Below are 13,883 nucleotides of genomic sequence, written 5' to 3'. Positions count from 1 at the left end.
TCCGAAACTAAAACAACGGCGGTGAATCATGGAAACCAATATCGTAGAAGTTGAGAATTTTGTTCAGCAGTCGGAAGAGAGACGGGTCAGCGCATTCACCTGGGAAGTGAAGCGCTACCTCGAGCGTTACCCCAATACGCAATACGTTGATGTGCTGCTAACCGACCTGAACGGCTGCTTCCGCGGTAAGCGGATCCCGGTGTCCAGCCTGAGCAAGCTGGAGAAGGGGTGCTATTTCCCGGCTTCGGTGTTTGCGATGGATATTCTCGGCAACGTGGTGGAAGAGGCGGGGCTCGGCCAGGAGATGGGCGAACCGGACCGCACCTGCGTGCCGGTGCTGGGAACCTTAACCCCGTCGGCGGCGGACCCGGAATACATTGGTCAGGTTCTGCTGACCATGGTTGATGAAGATGGCGCTCCCTTTGACGTTGAGCCGCGGAACGTGCTGAACCGGCTCTGGCAGCAGCTGCGCCAGCGCGGGCTGTTCCCCGTGGTAGCGGTAGAGCTGGAGTTCTATTTACTTGACCGCAAGCGCGACGCGGAAGGTTACCTGCAGCCGCCGTGCGCGCCGGGAACCGGCGATCGCAATACCCAAAGCCAGGTTTACTCCGTCGACAACCTCAACCACTTTGCCGACGTGCTTAACGAAATCGACGAGATCGCCCAGCTCCAGCTGATCCCCGCCGACGGCGCGGTGGCGGAAGCCTCTCCCGGCCAGTTTGAAATCAACCTCCACCATACCGATAACGTGCTCGACGCCTGCGATGATGCGCTGGCGTTAAAACGTCTCGTGCGTTTGATGGCGGAGAAGCATAAGATGCACGCCACTTTTATGGCGAAACCCTATGAAGAGCACGCCGGTAGCGGGATGCATATCCATATCAGTATGCAGAACAACAAAGGCGAGAACGTGCTGGCGGACGCGGACGGCGAAGATTCCGCGATGTTAAAACGCGCGCTCGCCGGGATGATTGACCTGATGCCGGCGTCGATGGCGCTGCTGGCGCCAAACGTGAACTCGTATCGTCGTTTCCAGCCGGGAATGTACGTGCCGACCCAGGCGTCGTGGGGGCACAACAACCGGACGGTGGCGCTGCGCATTCCGTGCGGCGATCGGCACAATCACCGCGTCGAGTATCGCGTGGCCGGGGCGGACGCCAACCCTTATCTGGTGATGGCGGCGATTTTTGCCGGCATCCTCCACGGTCTGGATAATCCGCTGCCGTTACAGGAAGAGGTGGAGGGCAACGGCCTCGAGCAGGAGGGGCTGCCGTTCCCGATTCGCCAGAGCGATGCGCTGTGGGAGTTTATGCAAAACGATCATCTGCGCGAGCGGCTTGGCGAACGCTTCTGCCACGTTTATCACGCCTGTAAAAATGACGAATTACTGCAGTTTGAGCGTCTGATCACAGAAACTGAAATCGAGTGGATGTTGAAAAACGCCTGATTTTCGCCCCGCGAGGGGCGCTTTAGCATTATCACGAGTAGCATCATGCGGCCTGAGCGGAGCCTGGTCGGACGTTTTTGCTGGGAGCCCAGCCATTCCCGGATGTCGCGTTAAGGAGCGCAGGCGGCAACGGGGCTTCAGTTAACGACACAGTGTGTAACGAGGTAGGAAATGATGCAGATGTTTAAATATCCGCAGGGAGAAGGGGGCCGTCATGGCCGCATGGAATGCGTCGCCACCGCCGCTCGTCGGTTCTTTTTACCTTTTGATTTGCCATTAACCCCGTTGCGAAGCAGGTTGGTTTCCCGGTCTCTACGACCGCAAACCCAGGTGTGCAGCGGGGGAAATGGCTATGTCTATTAATCCCTCTCTCGATAACGCCTCCGGGGCGGAAAAACCGCGCCTGCGCAAGTCTCTCAAGCTGTGGCAGGTGGTGATGATGGGCCTCGCCTATCTGACGCCGATGACGGTTTTCGATACTTTCGGCATCGTCTCCGGCATCAGCAACGGCCACGTCCCGGCGTCCTATCTGCTGGCGCTGGCCGGGGTGCTGTTTACCGCCATCAGCTACGGCAAGCTGGTGCGCCAGTTTCCGCAGGCGGGTTCGGCCTATACCTATGCGCAGAAGTCGATCAGCCCGCACGTCGGTTTTATGGTGGGCTGGTCATCGCTGCTGGATTATCTATTCCTGCCGATGATCAACGTGCTGCTGGCGAAGATTTATCTTTCCGCGCTGTTTCCGGACGTGCCGCCCTGGGTGTGGGTGGTGACGTTTGTGGCTATTCTCACCGCGGCGAACCTGAAAAGCGTCAACCTGGTGGCGAACTTCAACACCCTGTTCGTGCTGGTGCAGATCTCGATCATGGTGGTCTTTATCGTGCTGGTGGTGCAGGGGTTGCATAAAGGGGAAGGGGTGGGCACCGTCTGGTCGCTCCAGCCGTTTATTAGCCAGAATGCGCACCTGATTCCGATCATTACCGGGGCGACGATAGTCTGCTTTTCGTTCCTCGGTTTCGATGCGGTGACCACGCTTTCCGAAGAGACGCCGGACGCCGCGCGGGTGATCCCGAAGGCCATTTTCCTTACTGCGGTCTACGGTGGGGTGATTTTTATCGCCGCCTCGTTCTTTATGCAGCTCTTTTTTCCCGATATTAGCCGTTTTAAAGACCCGGACGCGGCGCTGCCGGAGATCGCCCTCTACGTTGGCGGCAAGCTGTTCCAGTCGATTTTCCTGTGCACGACGTTTGTGAATACCCTGGCCTCAGGCCTGGCTTCGCACGCCAGCGTGTCACGGCTGCTGTACGTTATGGGCCGCGATAACGTTTTCCCGGAGCGCATTTTCGGCTACGTCCATCCGAAATGGCGTACCCCGGCGCTGAACGTGATCATGGTGGGGATTGTCGCGCTGTCGGCGCTGTTCTTTGACTTGGTCACCGCCACGGCGCTGATTAACTTTGGCGCGCTGGTGGCGTTTACCTTCGTTAACCTGTCGGTATTTAACCACTTCTGGCGGCGTAAAGGTTTTAACAAAACCTGGAGAGATCGCTTTCACTATCTGCTTTTGCCGATGGTCGGCGCGCTAACGGTTGGCGTACTGTGGATTAACCTGGAGGCGACCTCGCTGACGCTGGGTCTGATATGGGCGGGCCTCGGGCTGCTGTATCTGACGTATCTGACCCGCCGCTTCCGCAAGCCGCCGCCGCAGTTTGACGGCGCCAAAGCGGAACAGGCCTGGGAATCGTAACGATTGTTTACGCCGACACAAAGGCAGGCGATTGAGCCTGCCTTCTTTTTTGTCATTCTCGTTTGAAATCAGGCGCTCGGGAGAGATAGCAGGGGCAGAAGGTAAGAATAGTGAGGACGTATTATTTCTTTTTCTTATGAGTTGGCAGCTGTGCAGAGCGCCGATCCTTCACATAGGAGACCAGGCTGAAGATGGCTACTCCCAGCAAAACCACCGCGACGATAAAGAGCAGGATACCTGACATAGATTAACCTAATGTTATGTTTAACATGAAGAAAAAATACCGTGATATCGAGATAATAGCATCGGGATATTTCTTAAAGATGACCCGATGAATCAGACGAGAATAGACTGCCAGCAATACACTGAAATTATTATTTACATGAATAAATGTGAAGAGTAAAGCAAAGGTGTGGTGAAAAAATGAACGGGTTACACTCGTTTAAGCGAATTTACAGACGAGAGCCCTACAGGCTGCTACCCTTGGCCCGCTTAAATAGGGTTGAGAGTAATAAATGTTTAACAAGCATATCATCGGTCTTATTGGGCCGTTGTTGATTCTGACTTCATTCCATAGCCTGGCTGACGCCGGGCACCCGTCAATTCGTGAACGTATTGTCGAGCAGGTGTTAAAACCCTGCGAAGGAAAAAAAGCCGGCGATAAAGTGCTGATCGTCGACCATCGCGGCGGCAAGCATGCGGCTATCTGCACGCTGGCGGCGGTACCGCTACCGGAGTAACGCCCTCCCTCTGATTTCAGCCCCCCTTCGTTCTGGCGGAAAACGTATTTCTTTCCGCACTTTGCGAGCCATTGCCCGGAAAAATGTCATAAATTTGTCACAATTAAGGCGATGATAATCACTGACTGAGGATTAAGGGATGAGAAAAAGTCTACTCGCTGCCGCCGTGACCGGCGTTATTTTACTCTCCGCCGGCGTCCAGGCGCAGGAACAGGCGGCACCGGAGGGGTACCAGCTTCAGCAGGTGCTGATCATGAGCCGCCATAACCTGCGCGCGCCGCTGGCGAACAACGGCAGCGTGCTGGAGCAATCAACGCCGAAGTCCTGGCCTGAGTGGGATGTCCCCGGCGGCCAGCTGACCACCAAGGGCGGGGTGCTGGAAGTGTATATGGGGCACTATATGCGCGAATGGCTGGCGCAGCAGGGGCTGGTGACCAGCGGCGAATGCCCGCCGGAGAACGCGGTCTACGCCTATGCCAATAGCCTGCAGCGCACCGTCGCCACCGCGCAGTTCTTTATCACCGGCGCGTTTCCCGGCTGCGGCGTGACCGTGCACCATCAGGAAAAAATGGGCACCATGGACCCGACGTTTAATCCGGTGATCACTGACGATTCCGCCGCGTTTAGCGAAAAGGCGGTGCAGGCGATGGAGAAAGAGCGGCAGGGGATGCAGCTGAGCGAAAGCTATAAGCTGCTGGAGGAGATGACCGACTACCGTAACTCCCCGTCCTGCAAAGAGAAGCAGCAGTGCTCGCTGAGCGACGCGAAAGATACCTTTAGCGCCAAATATCAGCAGGAGCCGGGCGTTTCCGGGCCGCTTAAAGTCGGCAACTCGCTGGTTGACGCCTTTACGCTGCAATATTACGAAGGTTTCCCGAAAGACCAGGTGGCGTGGGGCGAAATCGCCAGCGATAAGCAGTGGCAGGTGCTGTCGAAGCTGAAAAACGGCTATCAGGACAGTCTCTTCACCTCGCCGGAAGTGGCGCGCAACGTGGCTAAACCGCTGGTGAAATATATCGATAACGCGCTGGTGGGCGACGCGGCGAAAGCGGCGAAAGTCACGCTGCTGGTGGGGCACGATTCCAATATCGCCTCGCTGCTGACGGCGCTGGATTTTAAACCTTATCAGCTGCACAACCAGTACGAACGTACGCCCATCGGCGGCAAGCTGGTGTTCCAGCGCTGGCATGATAAGAGCGGCAATCGCGATTTGATGAAGATTGAGTACGTGTATCAAAGTACCGAACAGCTGCGCAATGCCGACGCGCTGACCCTGCAATCGCCGCCGCAGCGGGTGACGCTGGCGCTGAACGGTTGTCCGGTCGATGACAACGGCTTCTGCCCGATGGACACCTTTAAAAAGGCGATGGCCGAGGCCACGAAGTAGCAGAGTATAAAAAACCCGGAGCAATCCGGGTCTTGCTGCCGATGTTTAGCCTGGTCTTGTAGCCCGAACAGGCGCAACGCCCCGCCTCCGGGAAGCTCATGCAATAACTCCCGGAGGCGGTACTGCGTACCTGTCCTGGCTACACGTTCTTGCGTTCGATAGTTTGTTCGCCCCAGAACAGGGAGTCTTTGTCGGTTTTGGCGAAGGCGAGGGGCAGGACTTCATCGCTGCCTTCTTCCCAGATTTTCTCCGCCAGCTTTTCATCGTAATTGGCTAATTCAAAAATCGCCTCGGCAATTTCGGGAGACGTATTGCGCAGACTGGCCCATTCACCCACGCGGTGGGCCTTTGCTTCTTGATTCGGCATGCTTGTCCTCCTGCTGAAGATTAACCGTGTAATTTCACTGCCAGACCCGCAACGTGTTGCCCCTGATAGCGGGCAATGGCTAATTCTTCTTCACTTGGCTGGCGTGAGCCGTCGCCGCCGGCAATGGTGGTGGCGCCGTAAGGCGTGCCGCCGCGAACCTGCGAAACATCAAACAGCTCCTGGGCGCCGTAGCCAATCGGTACAATAATCATCCCGTGGTGGGCAAGCGTGGTCCAGGTCGAGGTGATGGTTTGCTCCTGACCGCCGCCGGTACCGGTTGAGCTGAATACGCTGGCCAGTTTGCCGTACAGCGCTCCGGACGCCCACAGGCCGCCGGTCTGATCGAGAAAGGTGCGCATCTGTCCGGACATATTGCCGAAACGGGTTGGGGTACCAAAGATGATGGCGTCGTACTCAGCCAGCTCCTGCGGCGTGGCGACGGGCGCGTTTTGCGTTTTCCCGCCTGCTTTGGCAAAAACCTCTGCCTGCATGGTTTCCGGCACGCGCTTCACGACCACTTCAACGCCATCTACCTTGTTTGCTCCTTCGGCGACGGCATGCGCCATGGTCTCAATGTGTCCGTACATGGAATAATAAAGCACCAGAATCTTAGCCATTTGCATCACTCCTCGGTTGCGTTATGAGCCAGCCAGTCGACTGGCTACCTTTAAAGATAAGACCTCTGGCGAAGAGTGCAAATGCAACAATCATTTATTTGATTTATAACAACATTGCTAACATTCAGGGCTGTTGCAAAAAGATACATCTTCAGCGGCGCCATTTTAGGCTGTCATAAGAGTCGCTTAGCGCGCGTCCGGCGCAATAGCGGCAGTTCTTATACAAAATCTATTTCAGAATGTGACGATATCCACCCGGCACGGCTTTCCTTCGCTAACCTTAAAAGCACGTGATACGCAACCCGTATCGCGGAGGCCAGAGCCTCGTGTTTCACCTAATGCAGCATGATGTCTAACCTAAATGGAGGTCAGTAATGGCAAACCATCGTGGCGGTGCCGGCAACTTTGCCGAAGACCGTGAAAGAGCATCAGAAGCAGGTCGTAAAGGTGGCCAGCATAGCGGGGGGAACTTTAAAAACGATCCTCAACGCGCTTCCGAAGCGGGCAAGAAAGGGGGCAAAAACAGTCATGGTAGCCGCGAAAGCTAGCGCGCCGGATTGTTGCTGATGGGGGTTAATCTCCCGGGCCCGACCCCATCACCCTCGCCGCCGACGTCACGTCGGCGGTTTTTTTTCCACTTTGCAGGTTCCGCTGAGCGGGAGGAACGCCCGGCTCGCGGCGTAAACGCCTTAACCGGGCTACGGGTTGACGCTGTTTTGTAGCCCCGGTAAGCGCAGCGCGACCGGGGATTTCCCGGTACGGGTCTGCTGGCGTCGCACGCTTTCATACCGGGGTGACGTTGGTTTGCCCGGCCTCACGCGGACGGCGGTTAAGCAGAGCGTGGAGCAGGATCGCGCCGAAGGTGGCCGTCCCGATGCCGCCGAGGGTAAAGCCGCCGAGCGAAAGCGCGAAGTCGCCCGCCCCCAGCACCAGCGTCACCGCCACCATAATCAGATTTGCGTTCTGGCTCAAATCCACGCGGTTCTGCACCCAAATTCGCGCGCCCGCGACGGCAATCAGGCCAAACACCACAATCGATGCGCCGCCGATCACCGGTCCCGGAATGGTATGGATCAGCGCGCCGAATTTCGGTGAAAACCCAAGCAGCATCGCAATCAGCGCCGCCGCGACGAAGACCAGCGTCGAGTACACTTTGGTGACCGCCATCACGCCGATATTCTCCGCGTAGGTGGTCACACCGCTGCCGCCAACCGAGCCGGAGAGCATCGTTGCCAGTCCGTCGCCGACGAACGCGCGGCCCATATACGGGTCCATATTGCGCCCGGTCATCCCGGCAACCGCCTTCAGGTGGCCGAGGTTTTCCGCCACCAGAATCACCGCCACGGGAGCGATCAGCATCATTGCCTGGCCGTTAAAGGTCGGGGCGGTCATCTGCGGCAAACCGAACCACGCCGCCTGCTCAAGCAGGCTAAAATCCAGCGGCTTGCCCAGCCCGAGGCCGTTGGCCAGCAGCGCGTACAGCGCGCAGGCGATAATCAGCCCGACGAGGATCAGCAGCCGCTGCAGCATCCCGCGGGTAAACACCGCGACCAGGCCGATGCACAGCACCGTCAGCACCGCCATCCAACCGTCGAACGGCGTTGCTGATACGCTGCGTACCGCGATGGGCGCGAGGTTAAGGCCTATCGCCATGACCACCGCGCCGGTGACTACCGGCGGCATCAGCCGCTCAATCCAGCGGGTGCCGATTTTCATCACCACCAGGCCAATCAGGGTATAAACCAGCCCGCAGAGGATAATGCCGCCCAGCGCGACGCTAAGGTGCGGGTTAAGCCCCTGGCCGTTGAAGCCGGTAACGGCGATGACCACGCCGACAAAGGCGGCGCTGGAGCCAAGGTAGCTCGGCACGCGCCCGCCGGTAACCAAAAAGAACAGCAGGGTGCCGATGCCGGACATCAGGATCGACAGATTGGGATCCAGCCCCATCAGGATTGGCATCAGAACGGTCGCGCCAAACATCGCCACCGCGTGCTGAACGCCCATCACCACGGTTTGCCCGACCGACAGCCATTCATCGGGGGCCACGACGCCGGACGCGGCGGAGGGGGAGGTTAACTGCCAGCGAGGAAAATCGAAGAGAGCCATGATGAGATCCTGGGTTTAGGGTTAACAGGCTGGACGCATCAGCGTGTGGTAGCCGCGGTCGAACCACATCAGTCCGCGCGGTTCCGGATGGCGTACAATCGCCGCCACTTCGCAAAACAGGATGTCGTGAGTTCCGACGCTGACGATCTGGCTGATGCGGCAGTCGAAGCTGACCAGCGCCGCTTCCAGACGCGGACAGCCGGTCGCGCCGGTTTGCCAGTCGGCGGCGGCGAAGCGCTCCGCCATCGGCGTTTTACCGCCGAAAACGTTCGAGAGCTCTTCCTGGCCGGCCGCCAGGGTGTTGACGCACAGCGCCTGGTGCTGGCTGAAGATCGGCCACACCGAGGCGGAGCGATTCAGGCACACCAGCAGCGTGGGCGGCGCGTCGGTAACGCTGCAGACGGCGCTGGCGGTAAAGCCGGCGCGGCCTGCGGGACCATCGGTGGTGATGATGTTGACCGCCGCCCCGACGTGGGCCATGGCGTCGCGAAAGCTTTGTTTATCGGCAGTAGACATGCGGGCTCCTTATGCCAGCTGGCAGGCATCATCAAAAGGCAGACGCGGCAGGCGAGCGTACAGCTTGCCGGGATCGCCGTAGCCAATGTTAATCAGCAGGTTGCTTTTCCAGGCGCCGTCGGCAAAAAACGCCGCATCGACTTTTTCGCGGTCAAAGCCCGACATGGGGCCGGTGTCCAGGCCCAGCGCGCGGCAGGCGAAAATCAGGTACGCCGCCTGCAATGAACCGTTGCGAAAGGCGGTCTCTTCCACCATCTGCGGGCTGGAGGTAAACCAGCTGCGGGCGTCGCCGTGAGGGAACAGCTCCGGCAGCCGGTCATAGAACGCGCTGTCCCAGGCGACGATAGCGGTGACCGGCGCCTGCAGGGTCTTCGCAACGTTGCCGCTCGACAGAGCCGGGCGCAGCTTCTCTTTGCCTTCCGGTGTGCGGATGAAAACGAAGCGCGCCGGGGAGCAGTTAGCGGAGGTCGGTCCCATTTTCAGCAAGGCGTAGATTTCACGCAGCTGCTCGTCGCTGACCGGCCTGTCCAGCCAGCCGTTGTGGGTTCGGGCCTCGGTAAACAGCGCGGCGCAGGCGGCCGGGCTAATGGCTTCGCTCATAGGTTCTCCTGGGGGACGGGCAGCATTGCGGCCAGCCCATCGCATAAAATAGGGTTAAAGGTGGCGGTATCGGTGACGTTGCAGGCGTGGCCGCCCCAGGCCATTTCCGCCAGCTGGCTGCCGGGGATTGCCGCCTGCAGCACGCGGGAGCAGGAGGCCGGGACCAGCAGATCGTCAGCGGCGCTGATAATCAGCGTCGGGCAGGTTATCGCTGCCGCCCGCCGCGAAAAATCGGCCTGCTTGAGGGCGTTCAGCCTTTTCAGTAAATTCTCTTTGCCCTGGAAATGGCTGATGGCGAGCGCGTCTTCGGCCTCCAGCCGCGGCAGGCGAGAAGCCATCCACTCCGCCGGATAGAGGAACAGCGGCTGCGCTTCTACCCACGCCTGCGCGCCGCCCGCGTGCAGCAGGCGTTCGCGCACCAGAAAGCAGCGGCGGGTATGCGGGGAGAGCGTCAGCCAGCCGTTCACCAGCACCAGGGCGCTTATCGCTTCGGGATGGTCCAGCGCCAGCTGCAGACCGATCAGCGCGCCCAGGGCGTGACCGACCAGCGCAAAACGCACAATCCCCGCCGCCTGCAGCGCTGCGTTAAGCTCCTGCGCCATGGCCGCCATGCTGTAGCCGACGGGCAGCGGGCCGCCGTTTTCACCGGTGCCGTTATGGTCATAGCTCACCAGCTGATAGTGCGGTTCGAGCGCCGCCCGCTGCGGTAGCCAGTAGCCGCCCGCGCCGCCGAGCCCGGCGCTCAGAACCACCACCGGCGCGCCCGGATAAGGCGCCGGGGAGACATTTAGCTTCATCATGCCGGCTTCCCGATATGCGCGACGGTGGCTATTTCCACCAGCGCATCGGGCTTCACCAGCCCGCACTGAATGCAGAAACGCGCCGGTTTGTCGCCGGGGAAGAACTCCGCGTAGACCTCATTAATCGCGGCGTAGTTTTTCCAGTCGGTGATAAAGATGCTGTTGAAGGTCACATCCGCCATACTGCCCCCCGCCGTCTCGATAACGCTCTTGATGGTTTCCAGCACGTGGCGGGTTTGCGCCTTTGGGTCGCCGATATAAACCACGTTGTTTTGCTTATCGAACGGCAGGGTGCCGGAGACGTAAACCACGCCGTCGGCCAGCGTGCCCGGGACAAACGGGGCGATAGGCGTGGTGGTGCCTGGCGGAATAATCACCTGTTTAGGCATAACGTTTCTCCTCGGAAAAGGCGCGCGGCGCGGCGGGCTCAAGGGCGGTACAGAAGCTGGCGACATCGCTGACCCAGCCAAAGAAGGTTTCGATATTGAACAGCGCCGCCTGCTGGGCGAACGCCGGACCGGCCTGATGGGTGGCGTCTTCCAGCACGATACCGAAATACTCGAGGAAGAAGCCGTCGCGCAGGGTCGATTCCACGCAGACGTTGGTGGCAATACCGGTAAAGATCAGATGGCGGATGCCGCGGCTGCGCAGAATGCTGTCGAGCGCGGTGTTAAAGAAGCCGCTGTAGCGCGGTTTCGGCAGCACGATATCGCCGGGCTGCGGCTTAAGCTGATCGACCAGCTGATAGTCCCAGCCGCCTTTCGCCAGCAGCTTGCCCTGCAGCTCCGGGTTCTTTCGCATGGTTTTCAGCGCGTTGGATTTATGAAAATTCGGCGAACCGGGGCCGCCGGCCTCCACGTACTGGTCGTCCCAGCCGTTCTGGAACCAGATAATCAGCATCCCGGCGGCGCGCGCGGCGGCCACGGCGACGTTGATATTGTCGATAACCGGGCGGGTGGCGGAAACGTCAAATCCGGCGAGGTCGAGATAGCCGCCCTGGCTGGCGTAGGCGTTCTGCATATCGACAACGATCAGCGCGCTCTGCAGCGGCGCAAAGGTCAGGGATTCCGGGCGAGCGGGCAGGGTAATCATCAGGCAACCTCTTGAGTCATGGTGGCGATATGGTCGCGGCAGCGCATCAGCGGCTGAATGCGCTGACCAAAGGCTTCGATACCGATAAGGAAATCATCAAACGTCAGCAGCACGCCGTCGGTGCCGGGGACCGCCGCTACTTCGTCGAGCATGCGGGCGACGCTGGCGTAAGAGCCGACAAGGGTGCCCATATTGATGTTGACCGCCGAGGTGGGATCGGCCATCTGGCGCACGTTGGTGTCGCTGCCGGAGCGGGTGTCTTTCTGGCTCTGTTCGGTAAGCCACGCCAGCGCCTCGTCATCGGCGCCGGCTTTGTAATGCTCCCATTTGGCGCGGGCCGCCTCGTCGGTTTCGTCGGCAATCACCATAAACAGGACGTAGGAACCGACGTCGCGGCCGGTTTTTTCCGCCGCCTCCATCATCCGCGCGGCGGTGGGGGCGAAGGCGGCAGGGGTGTTGACCCCTTTGCCGAAGCAGAAGTTGTAGTCAGCGTGCCGGGCGGAGAACGCCATACCGGCGTCGCTTTGTCCGGCGCAGATCACTTTCATCGGCTGCGACGGCTGCGGGCTGACGCGGCAGTCGTTCATCGTGAAGTAGTCGCCTTTAAAGTCGCTGCGCCCGGTTCCCCACAGGTCGCGCAGCACCTGGACATATTCGGTGAGATAGTCGTAGCGGCTGGCGAAGTAGTCGTCGCCCGGCCAGATGCCCATCTGCTCGTATTCCGGCTTTTGCCAGCCGGTGACCAGATTGACGCCAAAGCGGCCGCCGGAGATAGAGTCGATAGTCGAGGCCATGCGCGCGACGATCGCCGGGGGCAGCGTCAGCGTGGCGGCGGTGGCGTAGATCTGAATGCGCGAAGTGACGGCCGCCAGTCCGGCCATCAGGGTGAAGGACTCCAGATTATGATCCCAGAATTCGGTCTTGCCGCCGAAGCCGCGCAGTTTAATCATCGACAGCGCGAAATCGAAGCCGTAGTGTTCGGCTTTTTGCACGATGGCCTTATTGAGCTCAAACGTCGGCATGTACTGGGGAGCATGGGTGGAAATCAGCCAGCCGTTATTACCAATCGGAACGAAGACACCAATTTTCATACCTACCTCTCTGCATGTCGTTGAACAAGAAGGCGCGGCGCTGCATCCTGCATCTCCCTCAATCACCTCGCCTGAAAGATAAAGCAAAGGCGATGCCAGTTTTGCAAAGGCTAATGTTATTAAGGTGTTGCTGGATGGTTGCTGAAAATAGCAGCAATAAAAGTGGACTGAATGGTCAAAATCGGTGCACGAAAAAACCGCAGTCGTGCGCAATCAGGGTGCAGAGAGTCGTGTCGGCGCTGGGCTTTTGCTATGCTGATGGCGTGAAAAGAAGGAGATAACGAATGGCACAGGGCGGCGTGAAAAAGATCGGCAAACGCTCACAGGCGGTGAGCGCGAAAAAAGAGGCTATCCTGGCCGCCGCGCTGGACGCGTTCTCGCAGTTTGGTATCCACGGTACCCGGCTTGAGCAGGTAGCCGAACTGGCCGGGGTATCGAAAACGAACCTGCTCTACTACTACCCGTCGAAAGAGGCGCTGTATATTGCCGTGCTGCAGCAGATTCTGGCTATCTGGCTGGCGCCGCTAAAGGCCTTTCGCGAAGATATCAGCCCGCTGGTGGCCATCGGCGAATATATCCGCCTTAAGCTGGAGGTTTCCCGCGATCACCCGCAGGCGTCAAGGCTGTTCTGCCTGGAGATGCTGCAGGGCGCGCCGCTGCTGATGGGCGAGCTGACCGGCGATCTGAAAGCGCTAGTGGATGAAAAGTCGGCGATTATTTCCGGCTGGGTCGAGAGCGGCAGGCTGGCGCCGGTTGACCCGCAGCATCTGATCTTTATGATCTGGGCGACCACACAGCATTACGCCGATTTCGCCACTCAGGTTGAGGCGGTAACCGGCGCGACGCTGCGCGATGAGGCGTTTTTTCAGCAAACCGTCGATAACGTCCAGCGGATGATTATCGAAGGGATTCGCGTACGTTAATTGGCGGGCGGCAGCGGGCAGCTCTGATCGCCATCCTCGCACTGCAGCAGCGAGGCGAGGAACGATTCGCGCTCGACGGTTTTATCGGACATGCACTGGTTGATCAGCATCGGCTGTACGCTGCCGCCTTCAGCGCCGGAGGCGAGGAATTGACAGTCGGCGTCGCGCAGGGCAATCCACGACAGCTGCGCTTTTTTCAGCAACTCCTGCTGCTTGCCGGAGGCGCGCTTCAGCGCTTCCTGGTACGTTTCATTTAGTTTTTTGTCGTCAGCCTGGTACCGCTCGGCGGTGCACTGGTTCATTTCCGTTTGATTGCTGGCGTTGCTGCATTCGTCCGCCAGCGCATGGGTGCTTGCCAGCAGCGCGGCAAAAGCGAGTAAAGTGCGTTTCATTGGTCAACTCCCATAAAAAAAGCTCCCGTCCGGGAGCCTTAATTAACCACAGCCTGCGTCT

The 13,883-nt window shown here is 59.2% G+C and carries 17 protein-coding genes; 6 read left to right on the top strand and 11 right to left on the bottom strand.

The genetic code is table 11. From position 1 onward, the window contains the following. Positions 1-28 precede the first annotated feature (28 nt). Positions 29-1,447 carry a glutamate-putrescine ligase gene (gene puuA / locus MKleb_RS16815; protein WP_004849770.1) on the top strand — a complete coding sequence of 473 codons (1,419 nt, stop codon included), beginning with the start codon at positions 29-31 and terminating at the stop codon, positions 1,445-1,447. 352 nt (positions 1,448-1,799) lie between these two features. Then, the gene (locus tag MKleb_RS16810) at positions 1,800-3,191 is read left to right on the top strand and encodes an APC family permease (protein WP_025106247.1); all 1,392 of its coding nucleotides are present in this window, start codon (positions 1,800-1,802) and stop codon (positions 3,189-3,191) included. Positions 3,192-3,312: 121 nt separating this feature from the next. Here the strand turns inward: MKleb_RS16810 and MKleb_RS16805 are convergent, their stop codons facing one another. Further along, positions 3,313-3,435, bottom strand: coding sequence for a small membrane protein (locus MKleb_RS16805; protein WP_004849777.1), 123 nt, complete (start codon positions 3,433-3,435; stop codon positions 3,313-3,315). Between the two features lie 271 nt (positions 3,436-3,706). On the opposite strand from MKleb_RS16805, the gene MKleb_RS16800 reads away from it, so the two are divergent. Beyond that, positions 3,707-3,931, top strand: a complete 225-nt coding sequence (locus MKleb_RS16800; RefSeq protein WP_009653459.1) for a hypothetical protein — start codon at positions 3,707-3,709, stop codon at positions 3,929-3,931. Between the two features lie 139 nt (positions 3,932-4,070). Next, on the top strand, positions 4,071-5,318 hold the full coding sequence (gene agp / locus MKleb_RS16795) for a bifunctional glucose-1-phosphatase/inositol phosphatase (RefSeq protein ID WP_025106248.1): 1,248 nt from the start codon (positions 4,071-4,073) through the stop codon (positions 5,316-5,318). A gap of 139 nt (positions 5,319-5,457) precedes the next feature. Here agp and MKleb_RS16790 read toward each other — a convergent pair whose 3' ends face one another. Next, on the bottom strand, positions 5,458-5,685 hold the full coding sequence (locus MKleb_RS16790; RefSeq protein ID WP_004849783.1) for a YccJ family protein: 228 nt from the start codon (positions 5,683-5,685) through the stop codon (positions 5,458-5,460). A 20-nt stretch (positions 5,686-5,705) separates the two neighbouring features. After that, positions 5,706-6,302 (bottom strand): NAD(P)H:quinone oxidoreductase, encoded by a 597-nt coding sequence (gene wrbA / locus MKleb_RS16785; RefSeq protein WP_004100968.1) that lies wholly within the window; start codon positions 6,300-6,302, stop codon positions 5,706-5,708. Positions 6,303-6,676: 374 nt separating this feature from the next. On the opposite strand from wrbA, the gene MKleb_RS16780 reads away from it, so the two are divergent. Continuing rightward, positions 6,677-6,850 (top strand): con-10 family general stress protein, encoded by a 174-nt coding sequence (locus MKleb_RS16780; RefSeq protein ID WP_004131287.1) that lies wholly within the window; start codon positions 6,677-6,679, stop codon positions 6,848-6,850. Between the two features lie 235 nt (positions 6,851-7,085). Here the strand turns inward: MKleb_RS16780 and rutG are convergent, their stop codons facing one another. The 7 genes from rutG to rutA are packed head-to-tail and all read right to left on the bottom strand — an operon-like array spanning position 7,086 to position 12,507. Further along, a complete protein-coding gene (rutG, locus tag MKleb_RS16775) occupies positions 7,086-8,408 on the bottom strand; it encodes a pyrimidine utilization transport protein G (protein ID WP_217076015.1) in 1,323 nt (440 codons plus the stop codon). Between the two features lie 21 nt (positions 8,409-8,429). Continuing rightward, on the bottom strand, positions 8,430-8,924 hold the full coding sequence (gene rutF / locus MKleb_RS16770) for an NADH-dependent FMN reductase RutF (RefSeq protein ID WP_004849801.1): 495 nt from the start codon (positions 8,922-8,924) through the stop codon (positions 8,430-8,432). Between the two features lie 9 nt (positions 8,925-8,933). After that, complete coding sequence (locus MKleb_RS16765) at positions 8,934-9,524, bottom strand: malonic semialdehyde reductase (protein ID WP_014228796.1); 591 nt, start codon at positions 9,522-9,524, stop codon at positions 8,934-8,936. Beyond that, the gene (rutD, locus tag MKleb_RS16760) at positions 9,521-10,324 is read right to left on the bottom strand and encodes a pyrimidine utilization protein D (protein WP_025106249.1); all 804 of its coding nucleotides are present in this window, start codon (positions 10,322-10,324) and stop codon (positions 9,521-9,523) included. Before rutD ends, MKleb_RS16765 begins: the two co-directional genes overlap by 4 nt. Continuing rightward, positions 10,321-10,713, bottom strand: coding sequence for a pyrimidine utilization protein C (gene rutC, locus MKleb_RS16755; RefSeq protein WP_004131297.1), 393 nt, complete (start codon positions 10,711-10,713; stop codon positions 10,321-10,323). Before rutC ends, rutD begins: the two co-directional genes overlap by 4 nt. After that, a complete protein-coding gene (gene rutB, locus MKleb_RS16750; RefSeq protein WP_025106250.1) occupies positions 10,706-11,416 on the bottom strand; it encodes a pyrimidine utilization protein B in 711 nt (236 codons plus the stop codon). Before rutB ends, rutC begins: the two co-directional genes overlap by 8 nt. After that, entirely contained in the window at positions 11,416-12,507 is a 1,092-nt protein-coding gene (gene rutA / locus MKleb_RS16745) for a pyrimidine utilization protein A (RefSeq protein ID WP_014228799.1), read from the bottom strand. The genes rutB and rutA overlap by 1 nt, the downstream gene beginning before the upstream one ends. A gap of 284 nt (positions 12,508-12,791) precedes the next feature. Between rutA and rutR the strand changes: the two genes are divergently transcribed. Then, the gene (gene rutR, locus MKleb_RS16740; RefSeq protein ID WP_004849813.1) at positions 12,792-13,430 is read left to right on the top strand and encodes an HTH-type transcriptional regulator RutR; all 639 of its coding nucleotides are present in this window, start codon (positions 12,792-12,794) and stop codon (positions 13,428-13,430) included. Here rutR and MKleb_RS16735 read toward each other — a convergent pair. After that, a complete protein-coding gene (locus MKleb_RS16735) occupies positions 13,427-13,822 on the bottom strand; it encodes a lysozyme inhibitor LprI family protein (RefSeq protein WP_014228800.1) in 396 nt (131 codons plus the stop codon). The two genes, rutR and MKleb_RS16735, sit on opposite strands and share 4 nt — an antisense overlap. Positions 13,823-13,883 lie beyond the last annotated feature (61 nt).

This window comes from Klebsiella sp. PL-2018 (assembly GCF_019048985.1).
GTDB classification, from domain to species: domain Bacteria; phylum Pseudomonadota; class Gammaproteobacteria; order Enterobacterales; family Enterobacteriaceae; genus Klebsiella; species Klebsiella michiganensis.
The sequence above is the reverse complement of the archived record's forward strand: the minus strand, read 5'-3'. Positions and strand labels throughout refer to the sequence as shown.